14 protein-coding genes and 1 pseudogene are annotated in these 16,944 nt (G+C 73.4%); 13 read left to right on the top strand and 2 right to left on the bottom strand.

The window, feature by feature from the left end:
* The first annotated feature begins 115 nt into the window (after positions 1 to 115).
* The 6 genes from fusA to OG252_RS10830 all read left to right on the top strand — a co-directional run bounded on the left by fusA (position 116) and on the right by OG252_RS10830 (position 8,466).
* The gene (gene fusA / locus OG252_RS10855; RefSeq protein WP_329335540.1) at positions 116 to 2,272 is read left to right on the top strand and encodes an elongation factor G; all 2,157 of its coding nucleotides are present in this window, start codon (positions 116 to 118) and stop codon (positions 2,270 to 2,272) included.
* Positions 2,273 to 2,461: 189 nt separating this feature from the next.
* Complete coding sequence (locus OG252_RS10850) at positions 2,462 to 3,301, top strand: alpha/beta fold hydrolase (protein WP_329335538.1); 840 nt, start codon at positions 2,462 to 2,464, stop codon at positions 3,299 to 3,301.
* 98 nt (positions 3,302 to 3,399) lie between these two features.
* The gene (locus OG252_RS10845; RefSeq protein ID WP_329335536.1) at positions 3,400 to 3,936 is read left to right on the top strand and encodes a GNAT family N-acetyltransferase; all 537 of its coding nucleotides are present in this window, start codon (positions 3,400 to 3,402) and stop codon (positions 3,934 to 3,936) included.
* Between the two features lie 4 nt (positions 3,937 to 3,940).
* Positions 3,941 to 5,431 carry an ABC transporter substrate-binding protein gene (locus OG252_RS10840; RefSeq protein WP_329335534.1) on the top strand — a complete coding sequence of 497 codons (1,491 nt, stop codon included), beginning with the start codon at positions 3,941 to 3,943 and terminating at the stop codon, positions 5,429 to 5,431.
* 15 nt (positions 5,432 to 5,446) lie between these two features.
* Entirely contained in the window at positions 5,447 to 7,231 is a 1,785-nt protein-coding gene (locus OG252_RS10835) for an ABC transporter permease subunit (protein ID WP_443068395.1), read from the top strand.
* Entirely contained in the window at positions 7,228 to 8,466 is a 1,239-nt protein-coding gene (locus tag OG252_RS10830) for an MDR family MFS transporter (protein ID WP_329335529.1), read from the top strand. The genes OG252_RS10835 and OG252_RS10830 overlap by 4 nt, the downstream gene beginning before the upstream one ends.
* A gap of 86 nt (positions 8,467 to 8,552) precedes the next feature.
* On the opposite strand, the gene OG252_RS10825 is transcribed toward OG252_RS10830, so the two are convergent.
* Positions 8,553 to 9,329 (bottom strand): CDP-alcohol phosphatidyltransferase family protein, encoded by a 777-nt coding sequence (locus OG252_RS10825; protein ID WP_266450174.1) that lies wholly within the window; start codon positions 9,327 to 9,329, stop codon positions 8,553 to 8,555.
* A gap of 108 nt (positions 9,330 to 9,437) precedes the next feature.
* Between OG252_RS10825 and OG252_RS10820 the strand changes: the two genes are divergently transcribed.
* The 5 genes and pseudogenes from OG252_RS10820 to OG252_RS10800 form a co-directional block, all read left to right on the top strand.
* Positions 9,438 to 10,421, top strand: coding sequence for a zinc-dependent alcohol dehydrogenase (locus OG252_RS10820; RefSeq protein ID WP_329335527.1), 984 nt, complete (start codon positions 9,438 to 9,440; stop codon positions 10,419 to 10,421).
* A gap of 174 nt (positions 10,422 to 10,595) precedes the next feature.
* Positions 10,596 to 10,994, top strand: coding sequence for a 6-pyruvoyl trahydropterin synthase family protein (locus OG252_RS10815; RefSeq protein WP_266450177.1), 399 nt, complete (start codon positions 10,596 to 10,598; stop codon positions 10,992 to 10,994).
* The gene (locus OG252_RS10810) at positions 10,991 to 12,175 is read left to right on the top strand and encodes a glycosyltransferase family 4 protein (RefSeq protein WP_329335525.1); all 1,185 of its coding nucleotides are present in this window, start codon (positions 10,991 to 10,993) and stop codon (positions 12,173 to 12,175) included. Before OG252_RS10815 ends, OG252_RS10810 begins: the two co-directional genes overlap by 4 nt.
* 80 nt (positions 12,176 to 12,255) lie before the next feature.
* The gene (locus tag OG252_RS10805; RefSeq protein ID WP_425587633.1) at positions 12,256 to 13,239 is read left to right on the top strand and encodes a class I SAM-dependent methyltransferase; all 984 of its coding nucleotides are present in this window, start codon (positions 12,256 to 12,258) and stop codon (positions 13,237 to 13,239) included.
* Positions 13,236 to 14,267: pseudogene (locus OG252_RS10800) on the top strand (lysylphosphatidylglycerol synthase transmembrane domain-containing protein); the annotation flags it as partial. The gene OG252_RS10805 and the pseudogene OG252_RS10800, both read left to right, overlap by 4 nt.
* Positions 14,268 to 14,446: 179 nt before the next feature.
* On the opposite strand, the gene OG252_RS10795 reads toward OG252_RS10800, so the two are convergent.
* Entirely contained in the window at positions 14,447 to 15,211 is a 765-nt protein-coding gene (locus OG252_RS10795) for a creatininase family protein (protein WP_323186277.1), read from the bottom strand.
* Positions 15,212 to 15,249: 38 nt separating this feature from the next.
* Here OG252_RS10795 and ribA point away from each other — a divergent pair, with 38 nt between their 5' ends.
* Both ribA and OG252_RS10785 read left to right on the top strand, forming a co-directional pair.
* Positions 15,250 to 15,909 (top strand): GTP cyclohydrolase II, encoded by a 660-nt coding sequence (gene ribA, locus OG252_RS10790; RefSeq protein WP_266450184.1) that lies wholly within the window; start codon positions 15,250 to 15,252, stop codon positions 15,907 to 15,909.
* Positions 15,910 to 15,942: 33 nt separating this feature from the next.
* Positions 15,943 to 16,944 carry an ornithine cyclodeaminase family protein gene (locus tag OG252_RS10785; protein WP_329335521.1) on the top strand — a complete coding sequence of 334 codons (1,002 nt, stop codon included), beginning with the start codon at positions 15,943 to 15,945 and terminating at the stop codon, positions 16,942 to 16,944.

Below are 16,944 nucleotides of genomic sequence, written 5' to 3'. Positions count from 1 at the left end.
CCCTGAACTCGGGGGCGTTCGTTTACGTACTGACGTTCCGTCAGATACGTCGGAGAAGTGCTCCGTCCGGGAATCGCGCTGCCCTGTCACCGACCCTTTCGAAAGGCCACGGGCCGTGCGCACCAACCTCAACACCCTCACCGCCGTCCGCAACCTCGGCATCCTCGCCCACGTCGACGCCGGCAAGACCACCGTCACCGAGCGGATCCTGTACGCCACCGGGACCACGCACAAGCGTGGCGAGGTCCACGACGGCACCACCGTCACCGACTTCGACTCCCAGGAGCGCGACCGCGGGATCACGATCTTCGCCGCGGCGGTCAGCTGCGCCTGGGACGGTCACCGGATCAACCTGATCGACACCCCGGGCCATGTCGACTTCGCCGACGAGGTGGAGCGCTCGCTGCGCGTGCTCGACGGAGCGGTCGCGGTCTTCGACGCCGTCGCGGGCGTCGAGCCGCAGAGCGAGTCGGTGTGGCGGCAGGCGGACCGGCACGGCGTGCCGAGGCTCGCGTTCGTCAACAAGCTGGACCGGGCCGGAGCCGATCTCGACACGGCCGTCGAGTCGATCCGGGAGCGGCTGCACCCGGCTCCGCTGGTCGTGCAGTTGCCCATCGGGAGCGAGGACGGGTTCGTCGGCGTCGTCGATCTGCTGCGGATGCGGGCGCTGACCTGGGTCGACGGCAGTGAGACGGTCGAGGAGGGACCGGTGCCGGAGGAACTGCGGGACGAGGCGCTCAGGCGGCGTCGGCTGCTGGAGGAGGCGGTCGCCGAGCTGCATCCGGGCGCGCTGGAGGAATTCTGTATGCAGTCGACCGGCGACGCGGGGTCTACGGGAGACGGTATTCAGGCGACGGTCGAGGGCACCCAGTCACCGGTCGACGGCATCCAGTCGGCGCTCGACACCCGCACGCTCGTCGACGCCCTGCGCGACCTCACCCGCACCGGCGAAGGCGTGGTCGTGCTCTGCGGCTCGGCCTACCGCAACCGCGGGATCGAGCCGCTGCTGGACGCCGTCGTGGCGTACCTGCCGTCACCGCTCGACGTGCCCGCCGTACGCGGCACGCGCGACGACGGAACGGAACAGGAGCGGGCCGCCGATCCGCAGGCGCCCTTCGCGGCGCTGGCGTTCAAGGTGAGTGCCACCCCGACGGGACGGCTGACGTATCTGCGGGTGTATTCGGGAACGATCGAGAAAGGGGCCACGGTGATGGACGCGGGTACGCGGCGCACCGAGCGGATCGGGCGGATCCTGCGGGTGCAGGCCGACCGGCACGCCCAGTTGGAGCGGGCGGTGGCCGGGGACATCGTCGCCGTGGTCGGGCTGAGGTCGGCCCGGGCCGGCTCGACCCTGTGCGCGCCGGACGCCCCGCTCGTCCTCGAACCGCCCAGCGTGGCCGACCCGGTCGTCTCGGTGGCGGTCGAGGCGCGCAGGTCCACCGACACCGACCGGCTGGCCACGGCGCTCGCCCGGCTGGTCGAGGAGGACCCGTCGCTGGTGGCCCGGACCGACCCGGAGACCGGTCAGACGCTGCTGTCCGGCATGGGCGAACTGCACCTGGAGGTCGCGGTGGAGAAGGTCCGGCGCGAGCACGGGCTGGAGGTCTCCGTCGGCCGGCCGAGGGTGGCCTACCGGGAGACGGTCGTCCGAGGGGTGTCCGGGCTGGTGTACCGGCACGTCAAACAGGACGGCGGGGCAGGGCAGTTCGCGCATGTCGTCCTCGACGTGGAGCCACTGGATCCGGAGGCCGGCACCAGTACCGGTACTGGTACCGGCTTCGAGTTCCGGTCCGCCGTCGTGGGCGGGCGCGTGCCGCAGGAGTACGTCCGGGCGGTCGAGGCCGGCTGCCGGGACGCCCTCACGGAGGGGCCGATCGGCGGGCACCCGGTGACCGGGCTGCGTGTCACCCTCACCGACGGGGCCACGCATGTGAAGGACTCCTCGGACACGGCCTTCCGCACAGCCGGCCGGTTCGCGCTCCGGGAAGCCCTGCGCGCCTCGGCGATGACCCTGCTGGAACCGGTCGTCGAGGTCACGGTCACCGTGCCCGAGGACGCCGTCGGTACCGTCCTCGGCGATCTCGCGGCACGCCGCGGGCGGGTCTCCGGCTCGGCCACGCGTGCGGGGTCGGCGGTCGTGACCGCGACCGTGCCGCTCGCCGAACTGTTCGGCTACGCCACCCGGTTGCGCAGTCGCACCCAGGGCCGCGGCACCTTCACCACCCGGCCCACCGGCTACGCCCCGGCACCGGTCGCCACGCCGACGCGGTAACGCGAGATCCGGTGGCGCGGTGACGCGGTGACGCGATGCCGACAAGGCGGCCCCACCCGCACCCGCGGGTGGGGCCGCGCCGGGCTCACATGCAGGACACGACAGCTGACGGCTCCCGCGCTCCCGCGCCCCCGGCGCCCCGCCGCAATCCAGTTGCCGGGAAGGGCACCCGTTGAAAGGCTCGCCCGCATGCCCACCTTCTCCGCACCAGACGGCACCCGCCTCGCCTACCACGTGTCCGGCGACGGCCCGCCCCTGGTCTGTCTGCCCGGCGGCCCGATGCAGGACTCGCTCCATCTCGGCGACCTGGGCGGTCTGACCGCCCACCGCACCCTGATCCGCCTGGATCTCAGGGGCACGGGCGGCTCGGCGACGCCGGACGACCCGGCGTCGTACCGCTGCGACCGCCTGGTCGACGACGTCGAGGCGCTGCGCGAGGAACTGGGCCTGGACCGGGCGGACTTGCTCGCACACTCCGCCGGCGCGAACCTGGCCGTCCTGTACGCGGCCCGGCACCCCGACCGCGTCGCGCGCCTCGCCCTGATCACGCCGAGTGTCTACGCGGTCGGCATCGAGATCACCGCCGAGGACCGCCTGAGCACCGCACGCCTGCGCCGGGACGAACCGTGGTTCACGCCGGCGTACACGGCTCTGGAAGCGATCACCGCCGGCCGGGCGGGCCCCGACGACTGGCAGGCCGTCGCCCCCTTCTGGTTCGCCCGCTGGGACGACGAGGCGAAGGCCGTACGAGAGGCGGAGGCGAAGCAGCGCAACGACGAGGTGGCCGCCGTGTACGGGTCGACGGGTGCGTTCGACCCGGCCGCCACCCGCGCGGCCCTCGCCGGGTTCGCCGCGCCGGTGCTCGTGCTGGCCGGTGAGGTGGACGTGGCGGCGCCGGCGCGCGCGGTGGCTGAGTACGCGGGGCTGTTCCCTGACGGCGAGTTGGTCGTCCAGCCCGGTGCCGCGCACTTTCCGTGGCTGGACGATGCGGGGCGGTTCGTGACGGCGTTCCTGGAGTGGGGGCAGTAGTCCCGGAACCCCGGCGACCGATGCGGCAGCTGCGGCCGTCCCGACAGCGGACGCGGGCCCGTTGATCACCCCTCCGCCTTAATGCATATGATGTGCAAGTGCGTAATTTCAGCATCAGGGTAGCGACCCCCGACGACCTCGATGGTGCGCGAGCCGTGATGCTCGACACCGTCTACCGCGACTTCGGTACCGGCTATGTGCCCCACTGGCACGCCGACATCGTCGACCCGGCCGCCGCCTATCTCGCCTCCGCCCGCCACACCCTCCTCGTCGCCGTCGAGGCGGGCGACGGAACCGTCGTGGCCACCGCCGCGCTAGACTCCCGCGGCCCGGCGCACCCGCCGAACCCGCGCCACCTCGCCGACCGCTACCCCTCCGGCGAGACCGCACAACTGCGCCGGGTGTACGTCCGCCCCGAGCACCGCAGGCGTGGCCTGGCCCGGCGCCTGGTCGACGAACTGCTCGCCTTCGCCGCCGCCGACGGCGGCTACCGCAGCGTCTACCTGCACACCGACCCGGTGGTACCGGGCGCCGAGGCCTTCTGGCGGTCGCTCGGCAAGATCGTGCACGACGAGCGCGAGGATCCCGACGGCGGCAACGGGGTCCTCCACGTCGAGATCCCGATGGGGCGGTGAGAACATGCGACGCCGTCACCTACTCGGTTCCCTGCTCCTCGCCCCGCTCCTGACCGCCTGCTTCGCCTCCGGCGGCGGCAGCGACTCGTCGGGCGACGCGAAGGAAGGCTCCCGGCTGCGGGTCGCCCTCGCCTTCCCGCCCGCCGAGAACCTCTCGCCGTACGGTGCCGACGCCACCATCCTCAGCCGCCTCGGCGTCACCGAGGGCCTGACCGCCCTCGACGCCAACGGCGCCGCCGCCCCCGCGCTCGCCGCGTCCTGGCGCCGCGAGAACGCCCGCACCTGGCTGTTCACCCTGCGCGAGGCCACCTTCCAGGACGGCTCGGACGTCACCCCGGGCGCGGTCGCCGCCGCCCTCACCCACGCCACCGAGGCCAAGCCCGCCCCCGCCGCCCTCTCCGGCGTCACGCTCACCGCCAAGGCCGCGGGCGACACCGCCGTACGGATCACCACCGCCGCCCCCGACCCCGTACTGCCCCTGCGCCTGGCCGGACCCAGCCTCGCCGTCCTCTCCTCGAAGGCCTACGACGACAAGGGCCGCGTCGACCCCGTCGGCACCGCCACCGGCCCCTTCGCGCTGACGAAGGTCACCGGATCCACCTCCGCCGCCCTCGACCGCTACGACGACTACTGGGCCGGCCGCGGCCAGGCCTCCGGCCTCGACGTCCGCTTCATCCCCGACGGCACGGCCCGCGCGAGCGCCCTGCGCACCGGCGAGATCGACATCGCGGAGGCCGTACCCGTCGCCCAGGCCGCCACCCTGGACGAGGCCACCCGCAAGGAGACGGCCACCACCCGCACCACGAGCCTGCTCCTCAACTCCGCGTCGGGTCCCTTCAAAGACGCGGCACTGCGCGCCGCCGCCCGCGAGGCCGTGGACACCTCCGCTCTCGCGGAGGGGGTCTACGAGGGGTACGCCGACCCCGGCACCGGCATCTACGGACCCGCCGTGACCTGGGCCGAGGGCAAGCGGCAACAGCCGGCCGGACGTGCGAGGGCCGGCGACCCCGACGACACGGCCATCACCCTCGCCACCTACGACAACCGGCCCGAACTCCCCGAAGCCGCCCAGGTGTTGAAGCAGCAGCTGGAGAAGGCCGGGTTCAAGGTCACGCTGGAGGTGCGTGAGTACTCGCGCCTCGAGAGCGACGCGCTGGAGGGGAAGTTCGACGCCTTCGTCCTCGCCCGCAACACCCTGGTCGACACCGGCGACCCCGTCGCCGTGCTCGCCGGCGACTACACGTGCGACGGGGGCTACAACATCGCCCAGCTCTGCGACCGGAACGTCGACCGGGCCGTCGCCGAGGCCGAGCGTCTGACCGACACCGGCCGACGCCAGGACGCCGCCATGGCCGCCGAAGCCGCCGTCCTCGGTACCGACGCCGTCGTCCCGCTGGTCCACCAGCGCATCATCACCGGCGTCGCCGACCCGGTCAGCGGCGTGCTCCTCGACCCGTACGAGCGCACCCTCGTCGGCGCCGGAACCCGGCGCTGAACCGTGCGACGACATGTGGCCGCCCTCGTGTGGCGTGCTGCCCTCGCGGCCGCCCTCGTCTGCGGCATCGGCCTGCTGCCCTGGCTGACACGGACCGACCCGGCGCTCACCGTCCTCAAGGCCCGCTCGGCCGACCGCGACCCCACCCCCCGGGTACTCGCGGACATCCGGGCTCAACTCGGCCTGGACGAGGGCCCGTTGCGGCTGCTCGGACAGTGGCTCGGCGGGCTGTGGCGCGGGGATGCCGGACGGTCGTGGCTCTCCGGCGACGAGGTCACCCCTGCCGTGCTCCAGGCCCTCGGCGCGTCCTTGCTGCTCATGGCGGTGGCCCTCGCGGTCGCCGCCCTCACCGCCGCCCTGATCTGCGCCCGCACGCTGTGGCTCGGCGCGCACCGACGCCTCGACGGCCGCCGCGCGGGAGGCAGCGGCTCGGCGGTGCTCGCCGCGCTGCCCGAGTTCCTCACCGCGTCAGTCCTGGCCACCGTCGTCGGCGTACAGCTGGGCTGGCTGCCCGCCCTCGGCTGGTACGGGCCCCAGTGGACGGTGCTGCCCGCCCTCGCCCTCGGCCTGCCCGCCGGCGCGGTCATCGGGCGGCTCCTCGACGACCTGCTGCCCGGCGCCTTCGCCGAACCCTGGACACTGGCCGCCGCCGCGCGCGGACTGCCGGGCCGCAGCATCGCCCGCCAGGCGGTACGCCGCTGCCTGCCCGGACTGCTCCCCAACCTCGGCCTGTTCGTGGTCGGCCTGACCGGCGGGGCCGTCGCGGTGGAGCAGATCTTCGACATCCCCGGCCTCGGCCGCACCACCCTCCAGGCCGCCCTCGCCCAGGACCTGCCCGTCCTCCAGGCCGGCACGCTGGCCCTGGTCCTGCTGGCGGGGATCGCGGCGGGACTCGCCGCCCTCACGACGCGGCTCCTCGTCGGCCCGGCCCTGCGCGACGGCGCGTTGTCCTCACTCCACCGTCGACCGCCGCCCGTCCGCAGGATCCTGCCTATTGCATACGGTCTCCTGCTGACGGTCGTCGTCGTGTTCGGCCTGCCCCGCGACCCGCTCGCCCTCGACACCGGCGAACGCCTGCGATCCCCTTCCGTGAGCCACCCGTTCGGCACCGACGCCCTCGGCCGGGACGTCCTCGCCCGGGTCGCCCACGGCGCCGTCGACACCCTCGTCCTCGCCCTCGCGATCGGCGCCGCCGCGCTGTTCACCGGCGTGCTGCTCGGACTGGTGCCCCGGCTCTCGGGGCCGCTCGTCGACACCGTCAACGCCGTCCCGCCCGTCCTGCTCGCGCTCCTTGTCACCGCGGTCGTCGGCAGTGGGCCCGCCATACCCGCGCTCGCCGTGGGCGCCGTCGCCTGGGCGCCCCTGGCCGCGCACACCTCCGCGCTGCTGCGCCAGGAACGCGCCGCCCTCCACGTGACCGCCACCCGGGGTCTCGGCGCCGGCCGCTGGTACCTGCTGCGCCACGAACTCCTGCCCGCCGCCCTGCCGTCCGTCACCCGCCACGCCCTGCTCCGCCTGCCCGGCATCGCCCTCGCGCTCGCCTCCCTCGCCTTCCTCGGCCTCGGCGCCCAGCCGCCCTCCCCGGAGTGGGGCCTGCTCCTCGCCGAGAACCAGCCCTACGCCGAGCGCGCCCCCTGGGCGGTCCTCGCCCCCGCCGCCGTACTCGCCCTGCTCGGGGCGCTCGCGGTGAGTGCGGCGGGCGGAGTGCGGCTGCCGAGGCGGCCCCGGCCGGCGCGTACCCCCGAGCCGTCGTCGGCCGAAGAACCGTCACCCACAAAGGAGTTGGTGGGAACCCGATGACCTCGCCGTCGACCGGCCTGCGACGCAAGACGCCACTCGGGGCATCCGGGCGCACCCGGCTCTCGCCCCTGCTGCGGCTGCTGATCCTCACCCAACTCGCCTTCAACATCGGCTTCTTCGCCGTGCTGCCCTTCCTCTCCGAACACCTCGGACAGGCCATGGGCATGGCCGGCTGGCTCGTCGGCCTGGTGCTGGGCCTGCGGACCTTCAGCCAGCAGGGGCTGTTCGTGGTGGGCGGGGCGCTGGCCGACCGGTACGGCATCCGGCCGGTGGTGCTCGCGGGCTGCGTGCTGCGGATCGCGGGATTCGCCTGGCTCGGGTACGCGGAGGAGACCTGGTCCGTCATCGGCGCCGTCCTGCTGATCGGGTTCGCCGCCGCGCTGTTCTCACCGGCCGTGGAGTCCGAGGTCGCCCGGCAGGCGGTGGCCTGGGAGTCGGCGGGTGGCGGTTCCCGTACCCGTGTCCTGGCCCTGTTCACCGTGGCCGGACAGGCGGGGGCGTTCGTCGGCCCGCTCCTCGGCGCACTGCTCCTGTCGGTCGACTTCCGCACGGTGTGCCTGGCCGGAGCGGGGATCTTCGTCCTGGTCCTCGCCGGACACGCGTGGCTGCTGCCGCAGCGCATCCCGGGCCGGGAACCCGTCCGAGTCCGGGGCGGCATGGGGCCGTTGCTCCGCAACCGCGGCTTCCTCGCGCTGTGCTGCGCGTACGGCGCCTACCTGCTCGCCTACAACCAGCTCTACCTCGCCCTCCCCGACGAGGTGCAGCGCGCGGCCGGCTCCCAGGCCCCGCTCGCCTGGCTGTTCGCCCTGTCGTCGCTGCTGGTCGTGACCGCCCAGCTCCCCGTCACCCGCTGGGTGGGAGACCGCCTCACCCTGCGCCGCTCCATGGCGACCGGACTGCTGCTGATCGCGGCCGGCTTCACGGTGGTGGCCCTCGCCCGCCCCGCGAACTGGACGGACACCGCGGGCCTGATTCCCGCCGCGGGCTTCGTCGTCCTGCTCACCTTCGGCCAGATGCTCGTCGCCCCCGTCGCCCGGGCCTGGGTCCCCGACCTCGCCGAAGAAGGCCGACTCGGTCTGTACACGGGAGCGTTGTCCTCGGTCTCCGGCCTGATCGTCCTCGTCGGCAGCGCGGTGACGGGAATGCTGCTGGACAGCGGACTGCCGGCCGCGGTGCCGTGGCTGGTGCTGGCGGCGCTACCGGCTGCGGCGGTCGGGCTGTTGCCGCGGCGATAGGGTCGACGCCCTTGCCGCTGGGTGGCTGACGACCGTATACCGGATTCTGTATGACGGTGGTCGACGGTATGCAGGACACCGCATGCTCAAGACGCCACCGGCTCCGGCTCCGGCACCAGCTCCAGCACCCTCGCCACGGAAGCCTCCTGCGCCCGCTGTGTCCGCCACAGCCACAGGATGTCCCGGCCGAACGACCACACCAGCAGCACCAGCGCGGTCGCGGCGACCGCGAACGTCGCCGTGTACGGAAGGAGGGCCGAGGCGGCCACGAGGAGCAGGATGCCCTGGAGTGCGGCGACCGTCTTGCGGGCCGTGCTCGGAGGGAGTGGGGCGTTGAGCCAGGGCAGGGCGCGGGCCGCGGCGACGAAGGCGTAGCGCATGGCGCCGATCAGCAGGACCCAGGGGCCGAGGGCCATGGAGACGTACACGCTGAGCACCAGGATGAGGAACGCGTCGACCTCCATGTCGAAGCGTGCGCCCAATGGTGTCGAGGTACCCGTGCGGCGGGCGACCTTGCCGTCCACGCCGTCGAGGATCAGCGCCACCGCCGTCAGGCCGACGAACAGTGTCACCGGTGGTGAGCTCTCGAAGGAGTCGGCGACCAGGGCGGTCACCGCGCCGACCAGGGTCGCCCGGCCGAGGGTGACCCGGTTGGCCGGGCCGAAGGAGCGCAGCCGGGACCGGTGCAGGGCTCGGGAGAGCACCGCCCAGGTGGCGATGGCGAAGGCGAGGCCGGTGAGCCAGCCCGCCGGCCCCATGCCGATCGCCGTGCCGAGCAGGGCCAGCAGCAGGATCTGCAGCCCCGCTCCCACCGCGGTCTCCTGCTGGACCAGCCTCGCGTCGTAAGTGTTGTTCAGGGCCACCGCACATTCCTCCGGCCAGGTGACAGAGTCGATCAAGGCCGCGTACTGTGCGCGACCTGTGCACACCTCGGTACGTGAACAGCTTCCCGATCGTTCAGGAGGATGCCGATGAAGCGCACCGGACGTGCGTTCTGGCTCAGCTCTCCGGGGCATGGCGACATACGCGAGATGGCCCTGCCGGATCCCGCCGAGGGCGAGGTCGTCGTGCGCTCGCTGTACTCCGGGGTCAGCAGGGGCACGGAGACCCTCGTGTTCCGTGGCGGAGTACCGGAAAGTCAGTACGCGGCCATGCGGGCGCCGTTCCAGGAGGGCGACTTCCCCGGACCGGTGAAGTACGGCTACCTCAATGTGGGCGTGGTGGAGGAGGGGCCGGACGACCTCCTCGGGCGGACCGTGTTCTGCCTGTATCCGCATCAGACGCGGTACGTCGTCCCCGTGACCGCCGTGACCCCCGTACCCCCCTCCGTACCCGCCGAACGGGCCATTCTCGCCGGCACCGTCGAGACCGCCGTGAACGCCCTCTGGGACGCGGCGCCCCTGGTCGGCGACCGGATCGCGGTGGTCGGCGGCGGCATGGTCGGCAGTTCGGTGGCCGCCCTGCTGGCCCGCTTCCCCGGCGTGCGCGTCCAGTTGGTCGACGCCGACCCGGCCCGTGCCAAGACCGCCGAGGCCCTCGGCGTCGGCTTCGCCCTGCCCCAGGACGCCCTCGGCGACTGCGACCTCGTGGTCCACGCCAGCGCCACCGAACAGGGCCTCGCCCGCGCCCTGGAACTGCTGAGGGCCGAGGGCACCGTCCTCGAACTGAGCTGGTACGGCGACCGGCAGGTCAGCGTCCCGCTCGGCGAGGCCTTCCACTCCCGGCGGCTGGTCGTCCGCAGCAGCCAGGTCGGTTCCGTGTCGCCGGCCCGCCGCTCCAGCCGTACCTATGCCGACCGGCTGGCCCTCGCCCTGGACCTGCTCGCCGACCCGGCGCTCGACGCTCTCGTCACCGGGGAGAGCGCCTTCGGTGAACTGCCCGACGTGCTGCCGCGGCTCGCCTCCGGCGAGATTCCCGCGCTGTGCCACCGGGTCCGCTACGACTCGGACGAGTGAACAGGCGACACACGGGTTCAATCCCGTATGACCCACCCCAGGCGCGCAAGAGCGCCTGACCTGAGAAAAGAGTGAGAGGAGGCTGAACAACGGGGGGCGAGGAGCCGTACTACACGGCATCCCCCGGCAGGGATCAGCGGGGGACAAGACGCGCCGCACCTGGAGGGTCGTCCGTTGTTCAGCATCACCGTCCGCGATCACATCATGATCGCCCACAGCTTCCGCGGCGAGGTCTTCGGACCCGCGCAGCGCCTGCACGGAGCGACGTTCCTGGTGGACGCCACGTTCCGGCGCGAGCAGCTGGACGACGACAACATCGTCGTCGACATCGGACTCGCCACACAGGAACTCGGCGCGGTAGTCAGCGAGCTGAACTACCGGAACCTCGACAACGAGCCCGACTTCGCCGGGATCAACACCTCCACGGAGTTCCTGGCCAAGGTCATCGCGGACCGGCTCGCCGAACGGATCCACAAGGGCGCGCTCGGCGAGGGCGCCAAGGGTCTGGCGGGGCTCACCGTCTCGCTGCACGAGTCGCACGTCGCCTGGGCGAGTTACGAGCGTGCCCTGTGACCGACACGACGATGGAGCGGGCCGCCACGCTCGACTACGTGCCCGTGCAGCACTCCGCTCTCAAGAACGCGGAGATCATCCCCATGTCACTGCGCTCCGTGCACTTCGTCCTGCCGGGCGGGGTGGACGACCCGACCGCCCCCAGCGGCGGCAACGCCTACGACCGGCGCGTGAGCCTGGACCTGGCCGGCTTCGGCTGGCAGGTGCACCAGCACGCCGTGCCCGGCGACTGGCCGCGTCCGGCGGCCGCGGCCCGTACGCAACTCGCGCAGACGCTGCGGGACCTGCCGGACGGCGCGGTCGTCCTGCTGGACGGGCTGGTGGCCTGCGGTGTCCCGGAGGTCGTCGTTCCCGAGGCGGAACGGCTGCGCCTGGCCGTCCTCGTCCACCTCCCGCTCGGCGACGAGACGGGGCTGGACCCGGCGGTGGCGGCGGAGCTGGACGCCAAGGAACGCGCCGTGCTGCGGGCCGTCCCCGCCGTCATCGCGACCAGCGACTGGGCCGTGCGGCGCCTGGTCTCCCACCACGGTCTCGCCCCCGACCGGGTCCATGTCGCCGCCCCCGGCGCCGACATCGCGCCGCTCGCCTCCGGCACCGACGGAGTGTCCCGGCTGCTGTGCGTCGCCGCGGTGACCCCGCGCAAGGGCCAGCACCGGCTGGTGGAGGCGCTGGCCGGGGTGACCGATCTGCCGTGGAGCTGCGTCTGCGTCGGCGGACTCACCCAGGATCCGCAGTACGTCGCCGGCCTCAGGGTGCTGATCCGCAGGTACGGCCTGCAGGACCGCCTGCATCTCGCGGGCCCGCAGTCCGGCGCCGCACTCGACGCCAGCTACAACGCCGCCGACCTGATGGTCCTCACCTCGTACGCCGAGACGTACGGCATGGCGGTCACCGAGGCCCTGGCGCGCGGTATCCCCGTGCTGGCCACGGACGTCGGCGGCCTCCCCGAAGCGGTCGGCCGCGCCCCCGACGGCGGGGTGCCCGGCATCCTCGTCCCGCCGGAGGACCCCGCCGCCCTCGGCTCGGAGCTGCGCGGCTGGTTCGGCGAGGCGGACGTACGACGCCGGCTCAAGTCCGCCGCCAGGGGCCGGCGGTCCGCCCTGGGCGGCTGGGCGGCAACGGCCCGCAGCCTGGCCGGAGTACTGGGCCGACTGCCGAGCGAACCCCGGAGGGCGGCATGAGGAAGACGGCAATGACACAACAGGCGGGGAAGATCCCGACGCAACTCGGCCCCGACGAGGCCGTCGAGTCAAGGAGTTCCATGGTCGCCGGTCCTGGAGGAGCGTTCGTGCAAGCTGCCGTGGCCGGACCCGGGGAAGTCCCCGGCGAGGCCGAACACGTCATCCCCGGCGCCGGCCCCACGCTGCGCCCCGGCGAGCGGCCCACGGTGCGGCTGCGGGACACCGGGCCCGACGATCCGCCGCGCTACGCCCCCGAGTGGCTGGAGCTGCGGGAGGGCGCCGACGCCGCCGCGCGGGCCGTCGAGTTGCTCGATCCGCTGCGGATCCGGCTCGCGAACCTGCCGGGGAAGGCCGGCATCGTCGTCCACGACCTGGGCTGCGGCACCGGCTCGATGGGCCGCTGGCTGGCCCCCCGCCTGGACGGCGCCCAGCACTGGATCCTGCACGACCGCGACCCCTACCTCCTGCACTTCGCCGCCGTGGCCGCACCGCGCTCCGGCGCCGACGGCAGCCGCGTCTCGACCGAGACCCGTCGCGGTGACGTCGGCCGGCTCACCCCGGACGCCCTGGCCGGCGCGTCCCTGGTGACGGCCTCCGCGCTGCTCGACGTGCTCACCCGCGAGGAGATCGACACCCTCGCCGCCGCCTGCACCGGAGCGGGCTGTCCGGCCCTGCTGACGCTCTCCGTGGCCGGCCGCGTCGACCTCACCCCGTCCCACCCGCTCGACGCGGAGATCGCCGAGGCGTTCAACGCCCATCAGCGCCTGGGCGGCCTGCTCGGCCCGGACGCGGTCACCGCGGCGTGCGAGGCGTTCTCCGAACGCGGCGCGACGGTACGGCTGCACCCGAGCCCCTGGCGTCTTGGCCCCACCGAGTCCGCGCTGACCGCCCAGTGGCTGCGCGGCTGGGTCGGCGCGGCCGTCGAACAGCGCCCGGAACTGCGGGAACGCGCCGACCGGTATCTGAGCGAGCGCCTCGCGGCCTGCGCGGCGGGCGAGTTGCGGGTCGTGGTCCACCACACCGACCTGCTGGCGCTGTCCCGGCCGACGGGCGGGGCGTCATGAGCGTGCAGACGGTACGGACCTGGGGCGGCCTGCCTGGCGTGGAGCCGCGCGAGCGGCACACCGACCTGGCCGTGGCGCCCGCCCGGCCCGGCGGCAGGACGGTGGCCCCCGCCGGTGCGGCCGTCTCCGAGGACCGTATCGGCGTGATCGTGCCGGCACCCCGGCCCGGTGCCGCCCGCTCCTCCTTCTCCCGTTCCTTCTTCGCCCGCTTCAACTCCCGTGCCGTCCGCACCCACTTCGGGACCGTCGCGGGCGTGGCCATCCTCGCCGTCCTCCTCTGGCGCCTGGGCACCGGCGTCTTCCTGGACGGCCTGCGCCGCATCGACGGTCCGACGCTGCTCGTGGCGCTCGGCATCGGCCTCGTCACCACCGTCTTCAGCGCCTGGCGCTGGCAGTTGGTGGCCCGGGGCCTGCGCATCCGGCTCCCGCTCGGCCCGGCCGTCGCCGACTACTACCGTGCGCTGTTCCTGAACGCGGCCCTGCCCGGCGGCGTCCTCGGTGATGTGCACCGGGCGGTACGGCACGGGCAGAGCGCCGGTGACCTCGGCCGCGGCGTCCGCTCGGTCGTCATCGAACGGGCCGCGGGGCAGATCGTCCTGGCGCTCGTCGGCGTCACCGTACTGCTGACCATGCCGTCCCCGGTGCTGGCCGACGCCCGGCACTTCGCGCCCCTGGCCGCGTTCGCCGCACTGGGCGCGCTCGCCGTCGTCGTCGCCCTCCGCATGAACCGGGCCCCCTCCCACCGCGGACGGGCCCTGCGGGCAAGCCTCGGCGAGGCGCGCGAGGGACTGCTGTCGCGCCGCAACCTGCCCGGCGTCGCCCTCTCCTCCACCGTCGTCCTCGCGGGCCACCTCGGGATGTTCGTCGTCGCCGCCCGCGTCGCCGGCTCCGCCGCCTCCGCCGCCGTACTGCTGCCGCTCGCGGTCCTCGCCCTGCTCGCCATGAGCCTCCCGCTGAACGTCGGCGGCTGGGGCCCTCGCGAGGGCGTCACCGCCTGGGCGTTCGGCGCCGCGGGACTGGGCGCGAGCAGCGGCCTGGCGGTCGCGGTGGTGTACGGGGTGCTGAGCTTCGTGGCGAGCCTGCCGGGCGTCATCGTCCTCGTCGTCCGCTGGTACGCCGGCCTGCGCGCCGGGGCGGGAGAGGAGACCGGCGAGACCGGCGCCGGGACCGTCGTGACGGACCCGGAAACCCGTCGTACGCCCCCGCGTTACGCCGTGGGCCCGCTGCCGGTCAGCATCGAGAAATACGGGCCGAAGGATTCCGCCAGACTCGCCAGCAGCGCCTTCCCCTTTTCCGCGGAACCCAGCGAGGGGCGGCCGATGACACCCGAATCGGTATAGCCGGACATACCGAGGGTCAGGAGATGACGACGGTCGTCCGCGACGAAATCGGAGGTCTCATAGCCGGGCCGCACACATTCGGGATGAGCGTGCAGAAGAATGGAGGTCTCTATTTCCCCCGCATGCATGTCGGTGAGCAGCGAGGTGGCCACCTGCGCCCGCTCCCGCGCCGTCTCCCAGTCCTCCGCGGCCGGGAAGAGCGCCATCCGCTCACCGCGCGCGGAGGACTCCTGAACGACGTTGCCCAGTACGTAGTTCCCGCCGTGCCCGTTGACCACCACCAGGGTGTCGACGCCGGACCGGCGCAGCGAAGCCGCTATGTCCCGTACCACCGCGTGAAGGGTGACGGAGGAGATGCTGACGGTTCCCGGCCAGGCCGCGTGCTCGTGCGAGCAGGAGATCGTCACCGGTGGGAGCAGGTGCACCGGGTACGCGGCGGAGATCTCCCGGGCGATGGCGCAGGCGACCAGCGTGTCGGTCGCCAGCGGCAGGTACGCGCCGTGCTGCTCGAAGCTCCCGACCGGAAGGACGGCGACCTGCGTTGAGACGTCCGCCCCCCGTGTCCGTACGTCTTCCGTAGTGTCCGCCGGCACCAGACCGTACGCAGCCGACCGTATTTGCGAACCACTCATCTTTTCACGGCCTTTCGTCTCTGCTTAGGAACCAGATCATGACAGAAAAAATTGGCGTGCTCGGCACGAAGTCGCCACAGCGCACCGGTGTGGAACGCGTGGTGAATGCCCCGCTGCCCACCGTGTACGGGAAATTCCAGGCGGTCGGCTACCTCGATCACGACCGCGGTGACGAACAAGTGGCCCTGGTCTACGGTGAGATCGGCACGGACGACGTTCTGACCCGGCTGCATTCCGAGTGCCTGACCGGTGACGCCTTCGGTTCCCAGCACTGCGAGTGCGGCGACCAGCTCGCCTCCGCGCTGCGCGCGGTCGTCGCCGCGGGCAGCGGCGTCGTCGTCTACCTCAGAGGGCATGAGGGCCGGGGCATCGGCCTGCTCGGCAAGCTGCGGGCGATGGCGCTGCAGGCGGAGGGCCTGGACACCGTCGAGGCGAACCTGGCGCTCGGTCTGCCGGTGGACTCCCGCGACTACGGGGTCGCCGCCGGGATCCTGCACGACCTGGACGTGAAGTCGGTCCGCCTGATGTCGAACAACCCGCGCAAGCGCGAGGCGTTGGTGCGGCACGGCATCGAGGTCGCCGAGACGGTGCCGCTGCTGATACCGCCGTGCGAGAACAACATCACCTATCTGCGGACGAAGCGGGAGCGGCTGGACCACCATCTGCCCCATCTGGACGCGGTGGCGCACCTGTCCTGATTCCCGGGCGGCGCGCGGGGACAGGAAGAGGGAATGACCGACGACGTCCTCTTCCTCTCCGGGCGGCAGGTGGCACGCCTCCTCGACGCCGACACGGCGATCGCCTCGCAGCGCGCGGCCTTCACCGCGCTCGGCACGGGCGGCGCCGACCTCCCCGGGAAGATCATGCATCCCAGCCGCTTCGACGACAGTGTCGTCTTCGCGTACGTGTCCCGGCTGTCGGCGGACACCGGGGCGGTCGCGAAGGTCGGCAGCGTCAACCCGGGCAACGCGGCGGCCGGGCTGCCGACCGTGCACGCCGTCGTCACCGTGCTCGACCCGGTGACGGGCCGCCTCACCGCCGTCATGGACGGCACGGCGGTGACGACCCTGCGCACGGCCGCGGCGAGCGCCGTCGCCGTCGACGCCCTGGCCGGCCCCGACGCCGCCGACCTGACGATCCTCGGCTCGGGCACCCAGGCCCTCGCCCATGCCCGGGCGATCGCCCGGGTGCGGGACCTGAGGTCCGTACGGCTGTGGAGCCCGACCCCGCGGCATCGCGCCCGCGCCGCCGAGACTCTCGCCGCCGAAGTGGGCCTGCCCGTCGAGCCGGCCGACAGCGCCGAGGCGGCCGTGCGCGGGGCGTCCCTGGTCGCGGCCTGCACGCTCAGCACGACCCCCGTGGTGCGCGGCCCGTGGCTGGATGCCGGGTGCACGGTCGTCAGCGTGGGGTCGTTCGAACCCACCCGCCGTGAGGTGGACAGGGAGGTCGTACGACGGTCCGCGGCCGTCGTCGTCGACGACCCGAGGACCGCGGCCGAGCACGCCGGACCGGTCGTGGACGCTGTGCGGGAGGGGCTGCTGACCCCTGAGGACCTCGTCCCGCTGGGCGAGGTGCTCACCGGACGTCGCGCGGCACGGACCTCGCCCGAGGACGTCGTGTACTACAACAGCGTCGGCCTCGGTGTGCAGGACGCGGCGGCCGCCTGGGCCGTCGTCGAGGCGGCGAAGGCCGAGGCGGCGAAGGCCGAGGCGGCGAAGGGGGAACACGGGTGA

It is taken from the genome of Streptomyces sp. NBC_01352 (assembly GCF_036237295.1).
Lineage (GTDB): Bacteria > Actinomycetota > Actinomycetes > Streptomycetales > Streptomycetaceae > Streptomyces > Streptomyces plumbiresistens.
This window is presented reverse-complemented; position numbering and strand designations above follow the sequence as displayed.